A 19,359-nucleotide genomic window follows, 5' to 3' on the forward strand; every position below is an offset into this window, starting at 1 on the left:
ACCCCAAGAGTCTCGGCCAACCCGGTCAGGAGCCGGCGAGCTTGCCGGCCACGAACTGAGCGGCCTGCTGGACCGAGCCGTTACTCATGTACTGCAGGTGGGCCAGCGCGTTGCCGCCGGCGGCGCTGCCGCAGATCGCGTCGCCCGCGTTGCAGAACTCCTTGGTCTTCGGCCCGTAGACCGAGCTGCGCTGGGCGATGGTCTGGTGCAGGATGCCCAGCGGGTTGCCGAACACGACGACGGCCGACACCCGGGAGGCGAGGCCGGCCGGGATCGTCTCGCCGGTGGTGGTGCCGAACGGGATGCCGATCGCGATGTCGGTGACGGTCGCGCCCTGGGAGTACCCGCCGATCACGAACTTGGTGCCCGGGCACGCCGCCGCGACGGCGTTCACGTGCCGGCTCATGTCCGTGGCACCGGGCCCGGCGCTGGCCTGCGATGCCTCGGCGGCGTAGTTCACGCCGTACGCGTTGACGGTGCGGCCGGGCAGTGCGGAGCGGATCGCGCTGACGAGCGGGGTGCCCAGCACGCCGAGGCCGGGCAGGTCACCGGTGCCCCGCGCGAACACGATCTCCACATCGGCACAGTTGCCGTTGCCGCTACCGGCCGGGGCCCCGGTGCTGGTCGGCGCGGCCGGTGCCGTGGCCGTCGTGGCCGGCGCGGCGGTGCCGGGTGCTGTACCGATGCCGCCCACGCCCGGCAGGGCGGGCCACGCGGTCGGCCATGACGTCGGCAGGGATATCGTCGCGGCGGCCGGCTGGGATGCGAGCTGCGATCCGCCGCCGAACCAGGACAACCACCGCTGCAACAGGCTGGTGCTGGACCCGTCGCCGCCCCGGACCGACGCCGAGGCGAATGGCGCCGTCAGTACTCCACCGACGAGCATCACGCCCGTCAACACCGCGACCGCCGTCAACCGGCGGGACCCTACAACCTTGAACCGTGCCACCGAACACCCCTCCACGAACACCGATCACGTGCGCTAGCGGCCCCCAGCCTTGCGCTGTTTGGGCTGCTCAGGGAAGGTCGGCACGGGAACCTTAAGCGGGAACTAAACGTCCCAAAAGAATCGGCACTCTAAGTGCAGCTTTATGCCACCCGGCCAATCGGAACAGCTCAGGTCCGGCCGCCCGCACCGCGTCGACGACCCCGACCGCCTGCGCCTGGCCCGCCGCCTGCTGCGGGAGGCCGCGCTGCTGCTGGCCCAGGTCCGGCGTCAATACCCGGCCGCGGGTCGGCCCGTGCGCGGGCGGACGAACCGCAGCGCGGCGACCGCCAGGCGTTCGCGCCGCCGCAGCGTGGTGTCGCCGCTCGCACCCAGGAAGCACAGCCGGGACCCGAGGTGCAGCAGGCGCTCGGACTGCGGGTGCCCGCCGGCGGCGGGGACGTCCAGCAGGGCGTCGCCGCGCAGCCGCAGGACCTTGCCCGCGAGGTAGCGCACCCGCGGCAGGTGCCACGCGTGGGTCACCAGGCCCAGTGGGCGGGCCGGGGTGAACGGGGCGTCGCCGAGCAGGCCCTCGGCGAGGACGTTGAGGAGGTTCTCCAGCGTGCTGCGCGAGCCGGTCTCGGCATGCAGCGGGGCGAGATCGGCCAGGCCGTCGCGGCGGGCCGCGGCCAGCATCAGGTCGCCCTCGCGGCTGCCCTCCGGCGGCTGCGGCGCGCCCTGCGAGGCGCCGGCCCAGCCGCCGGTGAAGACGATGCGCGACGGGGCGCCGAACCGGGCGACGTGCGCGGCGGCGGCCCGGACCCGGGCGGCGCTGTCCTCGGTCAGCGCGAAGCCGCCGGTGGTCGCGACCACGCCGCGGCCGAAGACCAGCAGCGCGCCGGCGGGACCGCGCCGGATGGTCATGCCCGCGACGGTACACTCCCGCCATGACCCGGCGCGGGGTGCGGCGCACGGCGGCGTTCCTGGCCTGCCTCGCCGCCGCCGTGCTCGGCGCGACACCGTCACCCGGTGAGGCGACCCGCCGGCCGCTGCGGGTGCTGCAGATGAACCTGTGCGACAGCGGGTTCGCCGGCTGCTACACCGGCCGGGCGATCCCGGCCGCCGCGGGCGCGATCCGCGCCGGTCGGCCCGACGTCGTGAGCCTCAACGAGATCTGCGCCGGGGACGTCGAGGCCCTCGGGCGCGTCATGCAGGAGTTGTACCCGACCGACACGGTCGTGCGCGCGTTCCGGGCGGCCGGCGACCGGCGCAGCGGGACCGACTTCCTGTGCGTGAACGGGGAGCCGTACGGCATCGGCCTCGTCGTGCGGCTCGACCCCCGCGACGAGCCCGTGACCGGCGGCGGCCTCTACCCGGACCAGGACACCGGCGACCCCGAGCAGCGCGCCTGGCTCTGCGTCCACGCGCGGGGCGCCTTCGCGGCCTGCACCACCCACCTGGCCAACACCGTGCCGGGCGTCGCCTACGCGCAGTGCCGCCACCTCTTCGAGGCCGAGCTGCCGTCCCTGCACGCGCGTTCCGGATACGTGCCGACCGTCGTCGCCGGGGACTTCAACCTGCTCGAAGGGGCGAAGGAGTGCGTGCCCGGCGGCCACCCGCGGGCCGACGACGGCGCCGTGCAGTACGTGATCGCCACCGCCGACCTCGCCGTCACCGCCACCACGCCGTTCGACCTCGCCCAGGCTACCGACCACCCCGGCCTGCTGGTGTCCCTGGCCGCCGTGCGACCCGCGTGAACACGCCGGCGGCGGCCGTGGCGGTGCTGTCCGGCCTCGTCACGCGGCCCGGCGAGCTGGCCCTCTGAGCGGCTCGGCGGGGCGGCACAATATGGCGCATGTCGCCGACGCCCATCGAGTTCCACCGCCTCGCCCGCACGGACGCGTACCGCTGGTGGCGCCCCCCGCTCGGCACCCTGCTCCTGCTGGTCGTCGGCCTGATCGGCATGGTGGCGGTGTACACGGCATCGGAGGGCATCGCGGCGATCGCCGGCCGGCCCGCCGACGCCGACGGCGTGCACAGCTGGGGCGATGCCGGGGACACCGCGGTGTATCTGTTCGCCCTGGCCCTGCTCATCCCCTGCGTGCTGGCCGCGGCGCGCTGGGTGCAGCGCCGCCCGGCGGGCACGGTGTCGTCGGTGCAGGCTCGGCTGCGCTGGGGCTGGCTGGGCGTGTGCGGGCTGGCCGCCGCCCCGACGCTCGCCCTGATGTACGCCGCCGACGCCCTGCTGATCCCCGGCGACGGGCTGAGCGGCGACTGGGTCGGCCCCGGCCGGTTCGCGCTCACCATGCTGCCGCTGCTGCTCCTGGTGCCGCTGCAGTCCGCCGCCGAGGAGTACGTCTGCCGTGGCTGGCTGCTGCAGGCCGTCGGCGCGTACGTCCGCCGCCCCTGGCTTCCGATCGCCGTTCAGGCCCTGGCCTTCGCCGCGGCCCACGGCTGGGGCACCGCGTGGGGCTTCGCGGATCTGGTGCTCTTCGGCGCCACGGCCGGCTGGCTCACGGTGCGCACCGGCGGCCTCGAGGCGGCAATCGCCCTGCACGTGGTCAACAACCTGGTCTCGTTCGCCCTGTCGGCGGCCACGGGTGACCTGGGCTCGGACGGGACCGCCACCGACTCGCCGTGGCAGATCCTCGCCATCGACGTGGTCCTGCTCCCCGCGTACGCCGCGGCGATCGCCTGGCTGGCCCGCCGCCGCAATCTGGTGACGACCGCGGCGTCAGCGACCACCGGGGAGGCGGTCCTGCAGCCAGTGTGAGAGGGTCGGAATCATGTTCAGCGTTGATCTCGGGGGCGGGGCCGAGTTGCGGCCCCTGGAGCCGTGGCAGGCCGAGGAGTTCCTGGCGCACATCGATCGAGCGCGGGCGACCGTCGATCCGTGGATTCGCTGGGCCTCGATGAGCACCGACCTGGACTCGGCCCGGGCCACGCTGCAGCGCTACGCCGACCTGGCCGCCCGCGACGCCGGGCGGCTCTTCGGGATCTGGCTCGACGGGCGGCTCGTCGGTGGGACCATGTTCGTGAGCTTCGACGCCAAGGCCGGCGACTGCGAGGTCGGGGTCTGGCTGGAGCCGGACGGGCAGGGCCAGGGGCTGGTCACCCGGGCGGTGCGGGTGCTGATCGACTGGGCGCTGCTCACCCGGGGGCTGCACCGCGTCGAGTGGAAGTGCCGGCCCGACAACACCGCCAGCTCCGCCGTGGCGCGCCGGCTCGGGATGCGCCTCGACGGGGTGCTGCGCGAGTCGTACCCGCACAACGGCGTCCGCCACGACACCGAGGTCTGGTCACTGCTCGCCACCGACGTGCTCGACGTGGCGGCCCGCTGACACGTCCGGGGCGTCGTGCGGCCCGCGACCGCGCTCGGTGGCAACGTCGGGCAGGTCAACTGCGCCGTTGCCGAAGCCGGCGTCACCGGCCTGACCGAAGCGCCGGCCAAGGAGTGGGGCCGCTACAACGTCACCGTCAACACCGTCGCCTTCGGACTGATTCATGCTCTGAGAGACGGTCTTCAAGCCTGGTGGCACCGATCACCTCACGAGGCGCCGCCCGCATGATGTGAGGGCGCGAGCTCTGCGCGTAGCACGTCCTTGCGGATCTTCCCGACACTGGTGCGGGGTAGCTCGGCACGCACGATCACAAGGTCGGGGATCTTGAAGGTCGAGAGGTTTCCGCGGCACCAGGCGATCAGCTCCTCGGGAGTGGTTTCCTCGCCCGGTTTCAGGACAACGTGCGCGACGATCGCTTCGTCGTAGACCTCGTCCGGCACTCCGTGGACGGCGGCCTCGAGTACCGCGGGATGGGTGCCGATCACCTGCTCGACCTCCGTCGCGGAAACGTTCTCGCCGGCCCGCTTCACCATGTCCTTCGCCCGGTCGACGAAGTAGGCGCGACCGTCGGCGTCCATGCGGACCAGATCGCCCGTGCGAAGCCAGCCACCCGAGAGCAGGGCCTCGGTCTCGGCCGGGCGCCCGTCGTAGCCGTCGGTGATGTCCACCCCGGGATTGCCGCGCACCTGCAACTCGCCGGGGGTGCCCGGTGATACGGGTCGCCCGTCCGCGCCGACAAGGCGGATCCCGAGATGGGGGAGCGGGCGGCCGATCGAGTCCCAGGACCGGCGGCCGTCCGGCGGGTTGACGAAGGGAGGCAGCACGGTCTCGGTCATGCCGTAGAGCTGGACGAGCAGTGTGCCGAACCGGGACTCGAACTCCTCGGCCTGCGCCGGTGCGAGGTTCTGGGCGAACAGGACCAGCCGCAGCCTGTTCGCGGCGTCGGCGGCGGCCGGCCGGGTCCGGGCCAGCATCATCCGGACCGGCGCCGCGAACAGGCTGGCCAGCGTAGGGCAAAGCGTCCGTGCCTGGCGTGGCCATCGGGACGCGGAGAACCGCGAGGTCAGCGCGACCGATCCACCGACGGTCAGGGCGGACATCAGGCAGTAATATTGCGCGTTCGCGTGGAACAGCGGCAGCGTCACGAGCCAGCGATCGCTGTCGTCCATGGCCAGGTGCCTGGCCATCGCGGCGCCGACCCGGACGTAGTTCGCGTGGGTCACCCGGACCCCCTTGGGTGCGCTGGTCGTGCCTGAGGTGAACATGATGGCGGCGAGGCCGTCCCGTGCGGCGTGCGGCGCCGCCGAATCCGGCAGCCGGCGCCGCTCGTGCAGTTCTGCGGTGGTCAGGACGGGCACGGAGCCGGCCGCGAGCGCCGTGCCCCGCAGGGCTGGCGCCACGACGGACAGGACGGCTCGCGACTCCCGCAGCTGGTGCGCGGTTTCGGAGACGGTGGACAGCGGGTTTACGGGGACGGTGACGGCGCCGAGCCGGCCACAGCCGAACCAGACGTCCAGGAACTCCGGGCAGTTGGCGGTCATCAGGTGGACCCGGTCCCCGGCTCCTACGCCGAGCCGCGCGAGCAGCTCGGCGGTCGCGGCGGCTCGGCGTACCTGTTCCGCGTAGGTGATCTCGGTGATGTTCCCGTCGTCGTCCTCGAACACCAGAAAAGGGGCGGTCGGGGAAGCCGCCGCCCGCCGGTCGAGCAGGCTGTTCGCGTCGGCCGGGTACTCGTCGCCGTTCAGCAGCATGATGGTTTCGCTCCGGGTAGTTGGCTCATAGGTGCACCGGCGGAGCACCGTGATAGGTGCGAAGGCCGGCCCCGGGCGGCGGGACGCGCCGTTCACCCACCGGATTGCGCAAGGTTCCGATGCCGGACGCCTCGAGTTCGACGACGTCGCCCGGGCGGATCCACCGGTCGAGCTCGAGTCCGCAGCCACCGCCGACGGTCCCGACCGCGAGGAACTCTCCGGGTCGCACGTCCTCGTCGAGCGATGCCCAGGCCAGCACCTCGGCGAAGGAGAACTGCCGGTCGGCGGTGGTACCGCGGGCCCAGGTCTCACCGTTGACGCGGGCGCTGAGCCGGATGTCCCATTCGTCGACCTCGTCCATCGTGAGCACGCACGGTCCCATCGCCGTGCAGAAGTCCTTGCCCTTCGACGGCCCGATCGACAACGACATCTCGAAGAACTGGATGTCGCGGGCGCTGACGTCGTTGAAGATCGTCACGCCTGCGATGTAGCCGGCCGCCTGCTCCGCAGTGAGGTCCCGCCCGCCCCGGGAGGTGAAGAAGCCCACCTCGAGCTCGAAGTCGAGTTGCGCGGTGTAGGAGGGCCAGAGCAGTGGCTCGTCCGGGCCGATGATCGAGTCGGCGTTGCACTTGTAGCAGATCGGCATCGCGGCGAGCGCCGGTGGCGTCGCGAGACCGGATCCGCTCGCGTGCGCCTTGTAGGTCAGGTAGTCCCGTACCCGTGGTGGCCGGGGCACCGGGGCGAGGATACGGACGTGTGCGACCGGATGGGCGACAGGCCGGCCGCTGTCGTGCAGTTCGTCCCCGCGGGCACCGTGTTCGTCCACGAGGCCGACCGCCTCGGCCGCCAGCGCGCGTCCGTGGGCACCCGTCTGGAAGAACGCCACCATCTCCTCGGGCAGTTCCGCGGCGCGGGCCACGGTACCGGGGCCGTCGCGGTACACCTGGTGAGCCCGCAGGGCGGCGGCCGGGCGCACCACGAGGTCGCCGTGGAGGACGCCGAGCTCGGGGCCTGCGCCGGCGTCGAAGGTGACCAACCGCATGAAGGCGCCTCCCAGCGCGTCAGGTAATTGGATTGCAGTCCAACTAGATCGCGACTGTAGGACTCCGGTGGAACCCGCGTCAAGCGGGGCGGCTCCAGCGGCTGCTTTACTTCGGTTATGACCCCGCGACACGTTGAAGCCGAACCAGAGCCGCCGGAGGCGCTGCGCGATGGCCGGAACCGCAACCGCGCCCTTCGGCGGGAGCGCCTCTATGCGACCGCCATCAAGCTGTTCGTGGAGCAGGGTTTTGAAAGTACGACGATGGAGGACATCTCCGAACGGGCCTCGGTTGCCCGGGCGACCGTCTTCAACCACTTCCAGCGCAAGTCCGCCTTCCTCGACGAGTGGAGCGCGCGCCGGCGCCGGCGCGCCCTGGACGCGGTACGAGCCGCACACCTCGACGACCACTCGCTCAAGGAGGTCCTGACCCGGTACATGATCGAACTGGCGGACAGCAGCGAGAGCGCGCGTGATGAGACCGTCGCACTCATCGGATCCGCGATCCGCTCGACCGACGCCTTCGGTAACACCTACCTTGCCCGGGAGATCACCGAGCTGGTGGAGCGGGCCCAGCGATCCCGCGAAGTGCGCGCCGAGATCGACGCCGCCCAGGCCGGGCTGGTCATCGCCACCTCCTATTTCGCCATCCTGGAGCGCTGGATCACCGATCCGCCCCCGTTTGACCTGCACGAGGCCCTGCTGGGCATGCTTGACCTCGTGTTTCACGGAATGATCTCGCCCGGGTCCAGCTCGTCCCGCGGGCGTCCACGCACCCCCTGATCCCGGCCGCGCCTGGGCTGGCTGCGCGGTGGCTGCCGCCGCGCGGCCAGAAATTTGGACTCGAGTCTTGCTGGGCAAGTTCCGAGGGGACTACCATCCGACGAAAGTTGGACTGCGGTCCAAATTTCGCTTTGGGAAGGGGGTTCACAGCGTGGTGAATGTGAGTGCTCTGACGGAGTTCCGGCGCGGTTGGCGCGCCTTGGCCGCTGCCACGATCGGGATCGGTGTCGGTATCGCCATCGTTCCCGCGTACACGAACGGGCTCGTGGTGGCCGCGCTCGGATCCGAGTTCGGGTGGAGCCGCGCTCAGCTGTCGTCGTTGCAGCTGCTTGCCTCCATCGTGCTGATCGTGACCGCCCCGGTTGTCGGCTTTCTCGTCGATCGCTGGGGCGTGCGGTGGCCGTCGGTCTTCGGCATGGTCGTGCTGGGTGTGAGCTATTTCGTGCTCTCGGGAAGCGGGCCGTCGTTCACGGTGTACTTCATCCTGTTCGGACTGATGTACCTGTTGGGTTCCCCCTCGACGGCGGTGTCGTTCACGCGCGCGGTCAACGAACGGTTCGACCGGGCCCGTGGTATCGCGCTGGGGATCTCGCTGAGCGGCGCCGGGGTGGTCGCCTTCCTCATTCCCGAACTGCTCGGCACGCTGCTCGCCCAGCACTGGCGAGTCGGATACCGGGTGATCGGGGTGGCTGTGCTCGTCTGCGCGCTCGTGGTCCTGGTGCTGATACCCGGGACGCGCTCGCAGCCGCATCCCCCGCAGGCTCGGCCGGCGAAGTCCGGCTCGAGCATCCTTCCCCTGCTGCGCCGGGCGCTTTTCGCGCGCTTGGCGGTGGCGTTCCTGTTGCTGTCCATCGCAGTGGGCTGGATCGGCCTGTTCCTCGTCTCACTCCTGCGAGACGCCGGCGTCTCCGCCGCTGACGCCGCGCGCACCGCCGGTCTGATCGGGCTGGCCCTGATCGTGAGCCGAATCGCAGTCGGCCTGCTGGTGGACCGGTTCTTCGCGCCACGGGTCGGCGCCGCCGTCCTGGCTCTCGCGGCCGCAGGCTTGCTCGCGCTGCTGCTCGGCGGCCCTGAGCTCGGGTCCGCCGCCGCGATCGCCGCCGGGCTCGCCCTCGGCGCGGAGGTCGACCTCGCGGGCAACCTGACGTCGCGCTACTACCCGATCCGCCACTACAGCCGGATGTTCAGCGTGTTCTACGCCGTGTTCATGGTCGGCGTCGGAGCGAGCCCCCTGCTGATCAGTGCGCTTCGCGACGCGACGGGCAGCTATCGACTCGGGCTCGTGATCTCCGTGGGCCTGCTCGCCGTCGCGGCCGTGCTGCTGCTCACCGCACCACGCTTCCCTGTCGACGCCGAGTCGCCATCGGCACAAGTGCCGACCACGCAGCCGGTCGCCGGGCAACCGTCGGCCTCGTAGATCTCAGAAGGAAGGAAGACGTTGTGAGCACAGCACAGTCGCGGCCGGCCGTCGGGCTGGTCGGGCTCGGCCACATGGGCTCGGTGATGGCTCGCCATTTCCGGGCCTCCGGCCGGGAAGTCGTCGGCTGGGACCGGCGCCCCGAAGCGGTCGAAGAGCTGGCCGCCGGCGGCGGCACGGCCGCGGAGAGCCTGGCCGAGGTCGCATCCGCACGGGTCGTGATCAGTATCGTCTTCGACGACGACGGGACCCGCGAGGTCACCCTCGGCGCCGGCGGGCTTCTCGAAGCGCTTCCACCTGGCGGTATCCACGTCGTGATGGCGTCCGTGTCACCCGCGCTGGCCCGCGAGCTCGCCGCCGCCCACCAGGCCCGGGGCCAGCACCTGCTGGCGGCGTCGGTCTTCGGCAGGCCGGAGGCGGCGGAGGCGGCCGAACTGCTCATCAACTGTTCGGGCCCGGCCGTCGCCTACGCCGAGGTCGAGCCGCTGCTGTCCGTGCTCGGGACGCCACGGTGGATCGGGGCCGAGCCCGCACAGGCGATGCTGGTCAAGACCATCGGCAACAGCCTGATCCACACGACCGTCGAGATGCTGCGGGAGATGTTCCAGTTCCTGAAGGCCGGCGGCATCGACGAGCGGCTGGCCAAGGAACTGCTGATCGACACCCTGTTCCCCGGTCCGATTTACAGCGGCTACGCCCAGCGTTACATCGACGACCCGAGTTCCGCCGCGATGATCGACATGGCGCGCAAGGACCGTCGCAACTGCCTGGAGTCGGCCGAGGACATGGGCGTCGACCTACCCGTCATCCGCTTCCTGGGCGAGCACGACCTCCCGTGACCCCGCTCCCGACCGAAAGGAGGCTCCCGTGACCGGATCACCCACCGGCGCACCCGGCGCCGCGGATCTCGCCCAGCTCCGCAGGACCCGGGACGAGCTGGATATCCTCAAGACGCTCGCGCGGCTGGCCCGTGCGCAGGACGACCTCGATCGCGAGGCCTACCTCAGTTGTTTCACCGACACCGTCCTGCTCACCCAGTCCGCCGTGCTGGAAGGCTGGCAGCCCAAGGAGATCCCGGCCGCGGAGCTCGCCGACCTCTACTTCGCCGAGCTGAAGAAATACGACGCGGGACAACACATGGTGTTCAACCACCTCATCGACGTCGACGGCGACGAGGCCACGTGCCAGGCCGACCTGCACGCCGTGGCGGTCCGGACCTCGGATGGACGCGTCCGGACGACGTTCCTCGCCGGCCGCTATGACCTGGGGCTGCGCCGCGTCGACGGCCGCTGGCTCATCCACCAGCGGGCGGTGACCGTCCGTTTCCAGGGCGAGTACCCCGGACCGGAGGCGACGGCGTGACCGATCTCCCTCCCTTCACCCGTGGCCTCCACGACCTTGGCGGCGGCTGCCACGCCTGGCTCGAGCCGCCCGGCGGATGGGGCTACGCCAACTCCGGTGTCGTCCTGGGCACGGATGAGGTGCTGGTCGTTGACACGCAGAACGACATGGCGCTGGGAACCGCGCTGCGCGCCGCGGTTGACGGTGTCGCCGGCCACAGGGCGGTGACGACCGTGGTCAACACCCACTCCGACGGTGACCACTGGAACGGCAACCTGCTGTACGAAGGCGCCCGCATCATCGCGTCAGAAGCGACGGTCGGCGAGATGCAGGCGATGTGGCTCGAGCCTGACCGTATGGCTGAACTAGCACGCGACGACACCGCATTCGGCCGGTTCATCGGCTGGCGGATCGCCACGTTCGACTTCAACGGCTGGCGTCCGGTCCTGCCGACGGAGTCGTTCTCCGGAAGCGAGCACCTCGTCATCGGCGACCAGGAGGCCGAACTCGTCGAGGTCGGACCCGCCCACACCCGCGGAGACACGATCGTGCACGTGCCGTCAGCCGGCGTGGTGTACGCCGGCGACGTGCTCTTCACCGAGTCCACACCGATCGTCTGGGCCGGACCCGTCACCCGCTGCGTCGCAGCGCTCGACCGCATCCTCGAATGCGACCCGCGTGTGGTGGTGCCCGGTCACGGGCCGGTCGTGCGGCCGGCGGACGTGATGATCGTGCGGAACTACTTCGAGTACCTCCTGGAGTTCGCGACCGGCGCGCACCGAGCCGGGAAGACGCCTGCCGAGGCCTACACGGCGCTCGACCTGGGCCCCTACGCCCGATGGCCGCACGCCTCCCGGGCCTACCAGAACATCCTGGCGGTCTACCGGGAGCTGGATCCGCAGTTCCCGGCCGTCCCACCTCCGCAGGCCCTTGAAGTTGTGCTCGCCGATGACGACGGAGACTGGACCACCGGCGCGGGATGCGGGCACACCCACTCGGCACCGCCGGCGCGAGCATGACCGCGCCCGCCCGGGTCATCGACACGCACCTGCACGTCTGGCGGGCCGACGCCCCGTGGATGTCCTGGCTCGACGATCGGCCTCCGTGGTGGGAACCCGTGCGCAGGGACTTCTCCTTCGCCGAGTTACGCGCCGAGCTGGACCAGGCCGGGGTGGCGGAGCTGATCCTCGTCCAGGCCGGCACCGATGTCCTGGAGACACGGCAACTGCTCGCGCTCGCGGCCACCGAGCCGAGCGTCCGGGGGGTGGTCGGCTGGGCGACGCTCACCTCGCCGCAGGCCACCGCCCGCGACCTCGACTCCTTCGCCGGCATCCCCGGGGCCGACCGGCTCGTGGGCATCCGGAACAACCACCACTGGACTCCCGACGGCGACGTGCTCGCGGACCCGCGTGTGATCGACGCCTGCCGGGTCGTCTCCGATCGCGGGCTGGCGCTCGACCTGCATTTCCAGGACGACCGCGAACTTCCCCTCGCGGTCGCGATCGCCGAGCGGCTGCCCGAACTCACCATCGTCATCGACCACCTCGGCAAGCCGCGACTCCGAGACCGTTCGGCCTTCGCGACCTGGGCCGCTTCGATGCGCCGACTCGCCGCCTTGCCGAACGTCCACGTCAAGTACTCGGGCTGGGCGACCTTCGTCCGCAGGACACTCGCGACGGACATCCGGCCCTATATCGACCTGGTCCTGGACGAGTACGGCTCGCACCGCGTGATGTACGGCGGCAACTGGCCGGTCGCCCTCGTCGCCGGAAACTACCGGGACACCTACCGCGCCACCCTCGACGCCATCGCCGGGCGAACGGACTCGGAGATCGAAAACCTGCTGTACCACGCGGCCACCACCTGCTACCGGCTGCCGCAACCCGGCCCAGTGAGGAGCACAACATGACAACCCCCAACGAGACGACCGATACCGCCGTCGTGACACCGTTCGTACTCGCACTACCGGACGAACAACTGGACGACCTCCGCGAGCGCCTGCTCCGCGCACGGCTGCCCGAACCGGAGACCGTCGCCGGCCGGCCCGGCGACGGAGGGTGGGCGCAAGGGATCCCCCTGGACTACGGTCGGCGAACTCCGCCGGTCGTGGCTCGAGGACCACGACTGGCGCCGGCTCGAAGCGGAACTCAACGGACACGGTCAGTTCCGCACCGAGATCGACGGCCTCAGCATCCACTTCCTGCACGTCCGATCGCGTCGGGAAGACGCGCGTCCACTGCTGATCAGCCACGGCTGGCCGGGTTCGGTCGCCGAGGCCCTCGACGTCCTGCCCGGGCTCGTCGATCCGCCCGCCGGCGAACCCGCCTTCCACGTGGTCCTCCCGTCGCTGCCCGGCTTCGGCTTCTCCGGCAAGCCCACGTCCACCGGCTGGGGGCTCGAGCGAATCGCCGACGCGTGGGCGGAACTGATGACCCGGCTCGGATACCCCCGGTTCCTGGCACAGGGCGGTGACTGGGGAGCGATGATCACCATCACCCTGGCCCTGCGGCACCCGGACCGCGTCGCCATGATGCACACAACTGTCCCGCACGCCGTTCGCCCGGACGGATTCGACGACGACCGGCTGACCCCGCTCGAGCGTCGCTGGCTGGACGAGGAGCAGCAGTTCCGCCGTACCGGAATGGGCTATGCCGCTATCCAGTCCACCCGTCCGCAGACGGTCGGGTACGGACTCGTGGATTCTCCCGTCGCCTTGCTCGCCTGGATCGTCGAAAAGTTCCACGATGCGGCCGACTGCGATGGACACCCGGAGAACGCCGTCTCCCGCAGTCGGCTTCTCGACAACGTGGCAACGTACTGGTTCAGCGCAACGGGTGCTTCCTCGGCGCGGCTGTACTGGGAGAACGCCGGCGGTGCGACGATGAGCCAGCCAGGGCTGGACATGACCACCCCGGTCACCGTGCCCTGCGGGGTCTCGGTCTTCCCGAAAGAGCTGCGAAAGCTCCCCCGCGCATGGGTCGAGAATCGCTACATCGACCTACGTCATTGGAGTGTCCTCGACAAGGGCGGTCACTTCCCGATGCTCGAGGTGCCCGACACCTTCGTCGCCGAACTGCGCGCCGCTTTCAGCCATGCCCCGAGCTGAGCACAGCACAGCCGGGTCGGCGATCCGCAACGAGACATCCCTTCCGGAGGAGCGCCCATGACCGCTCCGACACCTGCGCTACAAGATCTCTCTGCCCTGCTCCCGGCTGACATCGTCGAACTCGATCCGGGCATCGTCGCGAGCCGGGCCCGCGATCTCTCACACTTCACCCCCGGCGGCGCACCGGTGATGGTGCTCGCGCCGCGCACGACGACCGAGGTCTCCGCCTGCCTCACCGTCGCATACCGCCACGGCCTCGCCGTCGTACCCCGAGGCGCCGGCACCGGCCTGAGCGGAGGCGCGAACGCACCCGACGGTTCAGTAGTAGTCAGCCTGCACCGGATGAACAAGATCCTCGAGATCAATGCCATCGAGCGACTCGCCGTCGTCCAGCCAGGGGTCGTGACTGGGCTCCTTCGCGAGCGCGTCGCGGGATCCGGGCTGTATTACCCACCCGATCCGGGCAGCGTCGACTCCTGCACGATCGGCGGCAACGTGGCGACGAACGCCGGCGGGATGTGCTGCCTCAAGTACGGGGTCACCGGAGACTACGTGCTCGGTCTCGAGGTGGTCCTCGCCGACGGTCGCGTGACCCGGGTCGGCAGGCGCACCGTCAAAGGTGTCGCAGGGTATGACCTGACCCGGCTGTTCGTCGGATCGGAAGGGACTCTTGGCGTCATCACGGAGATCACGCTCAGACTCCTGCCCCGAGCCCGGGTGCCGTCGACCCTTGTCGCACCCTTCGACACGCTGGAAGCGGCAGGAAACGCAGTTGTCGCACTAGGACGCGCGGGACTCCGCCTGTCCATGCTGGAAATCATGGACAGCACGACGGTGCAGGCAGTCGAGGCCCTTACCCGGATGGGCCTCACGGACATCGCCGCGTTACTGGTCATCCAAAGCGACGAGCCGGACGCCGACGAGATTCTTGGTGAAGCTTCCGCGATCTGCTCCAGTTGCGACGCGACCGAAACCTTCGCCAGCACCGATCCGGCCGAGGCCGACCTGTTGCTGGCCGCGCGACGCAACGCGTTCCCCGCGCTGGAGAGACTCGGCGATCCGATGCTCGACGACGTCGCCGTACCTCGCTCGTCCATTACTTCGCTCATCGCCGAGGTCCAGCGGATCGCCTCGACGTACAAGCTCCGGATCGGAGTCTTCGGACACGCCGGCGAAGGCAACCTCCACCCGACGATCATTTACGACCGCGCCGACGCGGACAGCCGGAACGCGGCGGTCAGAGCCTTCGCAGACATCACGGCCGCGGCGCTGGCGCTCGGTGGGACAGTGACCGGTGAGCACGGCGTCGGCCGGCTGAAGACAGCATGGCTCGCCCGCGAGAGCGACGCCGTCGCGCTGGCACTGCATCGGGCGGTAAAAGCTGCCTTCGACCCGCGCGGCATCATGAATCCCGGAAATGTCATCACGGCAGCATGACCGGGCAGTAGCTGAGACGCGCGGACGTTTGTCCTTCGAAATTGCGACCTGGCCTGTCGTGGAGTGCGTTGTGACGGCTCAATTTCCGGGTTTGGCGGGAAACCGCGCTCTCCATGGCTGTAATTGCAACATCACTCTTGACCGCGTGATCGAGCGTATCTAAAGTCACAGGTAGTTAGACTGCAGTACAACTAAGGGACCGCGTGTCCCGCCTCGCGACCCGCACCGCGGGTGCGGCTCGAACGCGATGGGCTGGCCGGGAGTCAGGACCAGAGTGCAACTCCTGTTGATCATCGGTCCCAGGTGCCTACTTCCGGCGCGCCGCGGTCCGGTCGCGTAACCGTGGCGAGTTCGGCTGGTCCACAGCAAGCCAAATGCAGCCGTGCCGACAAGTGCTTCATCGGCGCATACGAGACCTAGACGTGGAGGCCCACCATGACACTCAACCACGACCATCTATTCATCGGCGGCTGCTGGGTGAAACCCAGCAGTGACCACACGATCGCGGTCACTTCGGCCAGCACCGGGGACGCCTTGGGGCGCGTTCCCGAGGCCAAGGAACTCGATGTCGACCTCGCGGTGGCGGCCGCTCGCAAGGCATTCGATGATCCATCTGGCTGGGCCTCGTGGTCACCCGCGGATCGGGCAGCGGCAATGGAGAGCCTGGCCGCTCAGTTCGAAGCCCGCGGAAAGGAATTTGCACATCTGGTGAGTTCCCAGAACGGGATGCCAATCACGATCTCCGAGCAGATCGAATCTCAGTTCGCGGTGATCCTGACCCGGTACTTCGCTGAATTGATTCGCAGTACTCCGCTGCAGGAGGAACGGCCGCACCTGTTGGGCGGTACCAGCATCATCAGAAAGGAGCCGGCCGGCGTGGTCGCAGCCATCGTTCCATGGAATTTCCCACAGTCGCTTGCGGCATTCAAGTACGCTCCTGCTCTCGCCGCAGGGTGCACGATCGTGCTCAAACCGTCTCCGGAGACAGTTCTCGACTCCGTTCTGCTTTCCGAAGCGATCGAAGCATCGGACATCCCGCCTGGTGTGATAAACATCGTGCCCGCCGGGCGCGAGATTGGCGCGTACCTCGTTTGCCATCCTGGGATCGACAAGGTCTCCTTCACCGGTTCCACCGCTGCGGGGCGGCAGATCGCCGAGGTGTGCGGGCGGTTGCTGCGACCTGTCACCCTCGAGCTGGGTGGCAAGTCGGCGGCGATCATTCTTGACGACGCCGACCTGGACCTTGAAAACATCGGCGAGAACCTGTTCGCCGCGACTCTGCTGAACAACGGTCAAACGTGTTATCTGTGCACTCGGATTCTCGCGCCCAGTTCTCGTTACGACGAGGTGGTTGACCTGTTCGAAGCATTCGTGTCCTCGCTCGCCGTGGGCGACGCCCTTGACCCGGGCACGCAGATCGGACCTGTGGTTAGCGAGCAGCATCGCGATCGGGTTGAGGGGTTCATCGCAAGCAGTCTCGGGGATGGCGCACGGCTCGTGGCCGGCGGCGGCCGGCCGGCGGGTAGGGATCGGGGTTGGTTCGTGGAGCCGACCATCCTCGCTGATGTGGACAACCGCTTCAAGGTCGCGCAGGAGGAGATCTTCGGTCCGGTTTTGTCCATCATTCGCTACGAGGACACGGACGACGCCGTTCGCATCGCCAACGATTGCTCATACGGACTCGGCGGTACCGTCTGGACCACGGACCCCGACCGGGGCCGCAGTGTCGCAGAACGCATGCGGACGGGCACGGTTGGTCTGAACCGGTACTTCCCCGACCCTGGGTCTCCGTTCGGGGGTGTGAAGGCTAGCGGCATCGGTCGTGAGCTCGGTCCCGAAGGGTTGGGCGCCTACCAGACGTTCAAGACCATTTACGCCTGACTCGTCATTTCGGCAGCAGCAGCCGCCTCGATACTGGTGCGCTATTGACAGCCGTAGGTGGCGTCGGCGTTCGTGGCGGTGAGCGGCAGCTCCACGCGCAGGCTGGTCCCCGCCCCGCGCGGGCTGCGGAGCACGATTCGGCCGTCGAGCGCCTGCACGCGGTCTTTGAGGCCGAGCAGGCCGGTGCCACGGGTGAAGTCGGCGCCGTCGTCATTGACCGAGACGCGCACGACGGCGTCGGCGGTATCGACGGTTACCGTGACGGTCGAGGCGTGGGCGCGTTTGGCCGCGTTGGTCAGCGCCTCGGCAACCACATAGTACGTGCTGACCTCGACATGTTCGGGCAGCCGTCCCTCCGCGCGCACGTCGAGGTGGACCGGGATCGTTGAGCGGCGGGCGAGCGCGCGCAGCGCCGGGTGGAGGCCGCACTCGGTCAGGATCGCCGGATGGATGCCGCGTGCGATCTCGCGCAGCTCGTCGACCGCGCTGGTCACGCCAAACAGGTGCGTCGTTCGGTCACACGAAGATCGCGGGCAAAACCGTGCTACGCCGGGGCCTGTCCCCGCTCGCCGTCACCATCAGCACCCCGAACGCGGCGCCGGTCCTGGCCGCGGTCCGGCTACGAGCCGGACGCGCCGGCTCCGGCAGGGGCGCGGCGAGCATGGTCACCGAAGCCCTCAACACCGCCGTATCAGCCGGCGCGGACCCGGCGAACATCCTGGTCCGCGGCGACTCCGCATACTGCTCCGGCAAGAACGTCACCGCGGTCGTCAAAGCGGGAGCACAGTTCTCGTTCACGATCACCCACAACCCCGCCGTTGACGCCGCCATCGCCACCATCGGTGACGAGCAGTACACACCCGTGCGCTACCCCGGCGCGGTCATCGACCCGGACACCGGGCAGCTGATCTCCGACGCCCAGGTCGCCGAAGTCCCGTACACCGCGTTCACCGGCACCCGCCACGAAACCACCGCCCTACTGCCGGCGGGCCTTCGAGGAATTCTTGGGCGCGTTCCCAGTCAGCGCCATGGCTCTTCGGGGGTGCCGGTTCGCCGGTTGTGGTGGTCCAACAGCCTGGACAGCAGCTCGGTCAACCGCTGTCGCTCCTCGGGTGACAGCGGAGCCAGCAGTTCGTCCTGGCATCCGGCCAGCCGCTTCTCCAGCCGTCGCAGCTGCCGCTTGCCCGCGGCGGTCAGTGAGATTATGTTGCGCCGCCGATCGGCCGGGTCCGGGGCGCGCTCGACCAGTTTGCGATCGGCGAGCTCGTTGATCGCCGCGACCATGTCGCTGAGGTGGATGCCGCTACGGCGGCCCAGCGCGGCCTGGCTGGCCGGGCCGAACTCCTGAAGCGTCGCCAGCAGGCGGTAGTGGTAGCCGCGGGCTTGGACGGACGAGAACGCCTCGCCCACCAGGCGCTGCGCGTGGCTGGCGGTCTGGGTGAGCAGCCAGCTGGGCAGGCCCTCCCAGCTGGCGGTCGTCTTCTCGGATGGGTTCTCCATGTGACAAGTCTAACAAATCGTTGGGGCCACTAACGATAGCGGTATCGTTCAGGCACAAAACGTTAGTCGTCATCGAGCCGCTGTCACGTGACTTCCACCTGGTGATTCCGTCCATCCCGGGTTTCGGCTTCTCCGGGCCGACCCACGAACGCGGCTGGGATGTCGCCCGGATCGCGCGGGCCTGGGCTGAGCTGATGCACCGTCTCGGGTACGAGCGCTATGGCGCGCAGGGCGGCGACTTCGGCTCGGGTATCTCAACGGCGCTCGGCGGGGTGGCACCCGAGCAGGTCGTCGGGGTGCACGTCAACTACCTGCCGACCCGGCCGGTCCCGGACGCCGACATTGAACTGTCCGAAACGGATGAAGCCCGGCTGGAAAAGGTCAGGCAGCTGATGGCGAATCGTCCGCCGTACCAGGCTCTGCAGGCCCTCACCCCGCAGACCATCGGCTACGCGCTGACCGACTCGCCGCTCGGCCAGCTGGTCTGGATCGCCGAGCGCTTCGCACAGTGGACGGACCCTCGCTCGCCGATCAGTGACGAGCGGATGCTCACCAACATCTCGCTGTACTGGCTGACCGCCACCGCAGCTTCCTCACCGCGGCTGCTCCGCGAGGGTCTGGGGCGGATCGAGCCGTGCCGGGTACCGGTTGGCGTGGCGGTGTTGCCGCACGACATCACGCAGTCGGTGCGACCGCTGACCGAGCGGCTGTACGACATCAGGCACTGGTCGGAGTTCGAGCGCGGCGGCCACTTCGCCGCAATGGAGGTACCGGAGCTGCTCGCCGAGGACATCCGCGAGTTTTTCACTACCCACATCAAGTGAGACGAACGTTAGTT

General features: G+C 69.6%; 20 protein-coding genes and 1 pseudogene. 15 read left to right on the forward strand and 6 right to left on the reverse strand.

All coding sequences use genetic code 11. The features are described 5' to 3' along the window. Positions 1 to 25: 25 nt before the first annotated feature. The gene (locus ACQPY0_RS26700; RefSeq protein WP_432993892.1) at positions 26 to 916 is read right to left on the reverse strand and encodes a cutinase family protein; all 891 of its coding nucleotides are present in this window, start codon (positions 914 to 916) and stop codon (positions 26 to 28) included. 300 nt (positions 917 to 1,216) lie between these two features. Next, a complete protein-coding gene (locus tag ACQPY0_RS26705; RefSeq protein WP_432993894.1) occupies positions 1,217 to 1,849 on the reverse strand; it encodes a YdcF family protein in 633 nt (210 codons plus the stop codon). Between the two features lie 23 nt (positions 1,850 to 1,872). Between ACQPY0_RS26705 and ACQPY0_RS26710 the strand changes: the two genes are divergently transcribed. From ACQPY0_RS26710 to ACQPY0_RS26725, 4 genes are all read left to right on the forward strand, one after another. Then, a complete protein-coding gene (locus tag ACQPY0_RS26710) occupies positions 1,873 to 2,682 on the forward strand; it encodes an endonuclease/exonuclease/phosphatase family protein (protein WP_432993896.1) in 810 nt (269 codons plus the stop codon). Between the two features lie 98 nt (positions 2,683 to 2,780). Next, a complete protein-coding gene (locus ACQPY0_RS26715) occupies positions 2,781 to 3,698 on the forward strand; it encodes a lysostaphin resistance A-like protein (protein ID WP_432993898.1) in 918 nt (305 codons plus the stop codon). Positions 3,699 to 3,711: 13 nt separating this feature from the next. Further along, positions 3,712 to 4,266, forward strand: a complete 555-nt coding sequence (locus ACQPY0_RS26720; protein ID WP_432993900.1) for a GNAT family N-acetyltransferase — start codon at positions 3,712 to 3,714, stop codon at positions 4,264 to 4,266. A 15-nt stretch (positions 4,267 to 4,281) separates the two neighbouring features. Continuing rightward, positions 4,282 to 4,494, forward strand: a complete 213-nt coding sequence (locus tag ACQPY0_RS26725) for a hypothetical protein (protein WP_432993902.1) — start codon at positions 4,282 to 4,284, stop codon at positions 4,492 to 4,494. Here ACQPY0_RS26725 and ACQPY0_RS26730 read toward each other — a convergent pair. Beyond that, positions 4,473 to 6,017: a class I adenylate-forming enzyme family protein gene (locus tag ACQPY0_RS26730; protein WP_432993904.1), complete on the reverse strand. Its 1,545-nt coding sequence runs from the start codon at positions 6,015 to 6,017 to the stop codon at positions 4,473 to 4,475. The two genes, ACQPY0_RS26725 and ACQPY0_RS26730, sit on opposite strands and share 22 nt — an antisense overlap. A 25-nt stretch (positions 6,018 to 6,042) precedes the next feature. Beyond that, positions 6,043 to 7,059, reverse strand: coding sequence for a fumarylacetoacetate hydrolase family protein (locus tag ACQPY0_RS26735; protein WP_432993906.1), 1,017 nt, complete (start codon positions 7,057 to 7,059; stop codon positions 6,043 to 6,045). Positions 7,060 to 7,176: 117 nt separating this feature from the next. On the opposite strand from ACQPY0_RS26735, the gene ACQPY0_RS26740 reads away from it, so the two are divergent. The 10 genes and pseudogenes from ACQPY0_RS26740 to ACQPY0_RS26785 all read left to right on the forward strand — a co-directional run bounded on the left by ACQPY0_RS26740 (position 7,177) and on the right by ACQPY0_RS26785 (position 17,021). Continuing rightward, positions 7,177 to 7,839, forward strand: a complete 663-nt coding sequence (locus ACQPY0_RS26740; RefSeq protein ID WP_432993908.1) for a TetR/AcrR family transcriptional regulator — start codon at positions 7,177 to 7,179, stop codon at positions 7,837 to 7,839. Between the two features lie 67 nt (positions 7,840 to 7,906). Then, positions 7,907 to 9,256, forward strand: coding sequence for an MFS transporter (locus ACQPY0_RS26745; protein ID WP_432993910.1), 1,350 nt, complete (start codon positions 7,907 to 7,909; stop codon positions 9,254 to 9,256). A 23-nt stretch (positions 9,257 to 9,279) separates the two neighbouring features. Beyond that, positions 9,280 to 10,095 (forward strand): NAD(P)-dependent oxidoreductase, encoded by an 816-nt coding sequence (locus tag ACQPY0_RS26750; protein ID WP_432993912.1) that lies wholly within the window; start codon positions 9,280 to 9,282, stop codon positions 10,093 to 10,095. Positions 10,096 to 10,123: 28 nt separating this feature from the next. Then, the gene (locus tag ACQPY0_RS26755; RefSeq protein ID WP_432993914.1) at positions 10,124 to 10,618 is read left to right on the forward strand and encodes a nuclear transport factor 2 family protein; all 495 of its coding nucleotides are present in this window, start codon (positions 10,124 to 10,126) and stop codon (positions 10,616 to 10,618) included. Then, on the forward strand, positions 10,615 to 11,616 hold the full coding sequence (locus tag ACQPY0_RS26760) for an MBL fold metallo-hydrolase (RefSeq protein ID WP_432993916.1): 1,002 nt from the start codon (positions 10,615 to 10,617) through the stop codon (positions 11,614 to 11,616). Before ACQPY0_RS26755 ends, ACQPY0_RS26760 begins: the two co-directional genes overlap by 4 nt. Next, positions 11,577 to 12,506, forward strand: coding sequence for an amidohydrolase family protein (locus ACQPY0_RS26765; RefSeq protein WP_432993918.1), 930 nt, complete (start codon positions 11,577 to 11,579; stop codon positions 12,504 to 12,506). The genes ACQPY0_RS26760 and ACQPY0_RS26765 overlap by 40 nt, the downstream gene beginning before the upstream one ends. 207 nt (positions 12,507 to 12,713) lie before the next feature. Continuing rightward, a pseudogene (locus tag ACQPY0_RS26770) lies at positions 12,714 to 12,812 on the forward strand (epoxide hydrolase N-terminal domain-containing protein); the annotation flags it as partial. Positions 12,813 to 12,836: 24 nt separating this feature from the next. Beyond that, the gene (locus tag ACQPY0_RS26775; RefSeq protein WP_432995402.1) at positions 12,837 to 13,703 is read left to right on the forward strand and encodes an alpha/beta fold hydrolase; all 867 of its coding nucleotides are present in this window, start codon (positions 12,837 to 12,839) and stop codon (positions 13,701 to 13,703) included. A gap of 57 nt (positions 13,704 to 13,760) precedes the next feature. After that, a complete protein-coding gene (locus ACQPY0_RS26780) occupies positions 13,761 to 15,140 on the forward strand; it encodes an FAD-binding oxidoreductase (protein ID WP_432993920.1) in 1,380 nt (459 codons plus the stop codon). Positions 15,141 to 15,575: 435 nt separating this feature from the next. After that, positions 15,576 to 17,021, forward strand: a complete 1,446-nt coding sequence (locus ACQPY0_RS26785; protein WP_432993922.1) for an aldehyde dehydrogenase — start codon at positions 15,576 to 15,578, stop codon at positions 17,019 to 17,021. Between the two features lie 41 nt (positions 17,022 to 17,062). Here the strand turns inward: ACQPY0_RS26785 and ACQPY0_RS26790 are convergent, their stop codons facing one another. Together ACQPY0_RS26790 and ACQPY0_RS26795 are read right to left on the reverse strand one after the other, a co-directional pair. Further along, positions 17,063 to 17,515 (reverse strand): sensor histidine kinase, encoded by a 453-nt coding sequence (locus ACQPY0_RS26790; protein WP_432993924.1) that lies wholly within the window; start codon positions 17,513 to 17,515, stop codon positions 17,063 to 17,065. Between the two features lie 526 nt (positions 17,516 to 18,041). Next, on the reverse strand, positions 18,042 to 18,521 hold the full coding sequence (locus tag ACQPY0_RS26795; protein ID WP_432993925.1) for a MarR family winged helix-turn-helix transcriptional regulator: 480 nt from the start codon (positions 18,519 to 18,521) through the stop codon (positions 18,042 to 18,044). A 20-nt stretch (positions 18,522 to 18,541) separates the two neighbouring features. Here ACQPY0_RS26795 and ACQPY0_RS26800 point away from each other — a divergent pair, with 20 nt between their 5' ends. After that, the gene (locus tag ACQPY0_RS26800; protein ID WP_432993927.1) at positions 18,542 to 19,345 is read left to right on the forward strand and encodes an alpha/beta fold hydrolase; all 804 of its coding nucleotides are present in this window, start codon (positions 18,542 to 18,544) and stop codon (positions 19,343 to 19,345) included. Positions 19,346 to 19,359 lie beyond the last annotated feature (14 nt).

The organism is Dactylosporangium sp. CA-233914, assembly GCF_050942935.1.
GTDB lineage: Bacteria > Actinomycetota > Actinomycetes > Mycobacteriales > Micromonosporaceae > Dactylosporangium.

Bases quoted from the DNA above. Each gene is read 5' to 3' on its own strand.
- ACQPY0_RS26705 (WP_432993894.1), bottom strand. From the start codon at position 1,849: ATGACCATCCGGCGCGGTCCCGCCGGCGCGCTGCTGGTCTTCGGCCGC.
- ACQPY0_RS26710 (WP_432993896.1), top strand. From the start codon at position 1,873: ATGACCCGGCGCGGGGTGCGGCGCACGGCGGCGTTCCTGGCCTGCCTC.
- ACQPY0_RS26715 (WP_432993898.1), top strand. From the start codon at position 2,781: ATGTCGCCGACGCCCATCGAGTTCCACCGCCTCGCCCGCACGGACGCG.
- ACQPY0_RS26720 (WP_432993900.1), top strand. From the start codon at position 3,712: ATGTTCAGCGTTGATCTCGGGGGCGGGGCCGAGTTGCGGCCCCTGGAG.
- ACQPY0_RS26730 (WP_432993904.1), bottom strand. From the start codon at position 6,017: ATGCTGCTGAACGGCGACGAGTACCCGGCCGACGCGAACAGCCTGCTC.
- ACQPY0_RS26735 (WP_432993906.1), bottom strand. From the start codon at position 7,059: ATGCGGTTGGTCACCTTCGACGCCGGCGCAGGCCCCGAGCTCGGCGTC.
- ACQPY0_RS26740 (WP_432993908.1), top strand. From the start codon at position 7,177: ATGACCCCGCGACACGTTGAAGCCGAACCAGAGCCGCCGGAGGCGCTG.
- ACQPY0_RS26765 (WP_432993918.1), top strand. From the start codon at position 11,577: ATGCGGGCACACCCACTCGGCACCGCCGGCGCGAGCATGACCGCGCCC.
- ACQPY0_RS26780 (WP_432993920.1), top strand. From the start codon at position 13,761: ATGACCGCTCCGACACCTGCGCTACAAGATCTCTCTGCCCTGCTCCCG.
- ACQPY0_RS26785 (WP_432993922.1), top strand. From the start codon at position 15,576: ATGACACTCAACCACGACCATCTATTCATCGGCGGCTGCTGGGTGAAA.
- ACQPY0_RS26795 (WP_432993925.1), bottom strand. From the start codon at position 18,521: ATGGAGAACCCATCCGAGAAGACGACCGCCAGCTGGGAGGGCCTGCCC.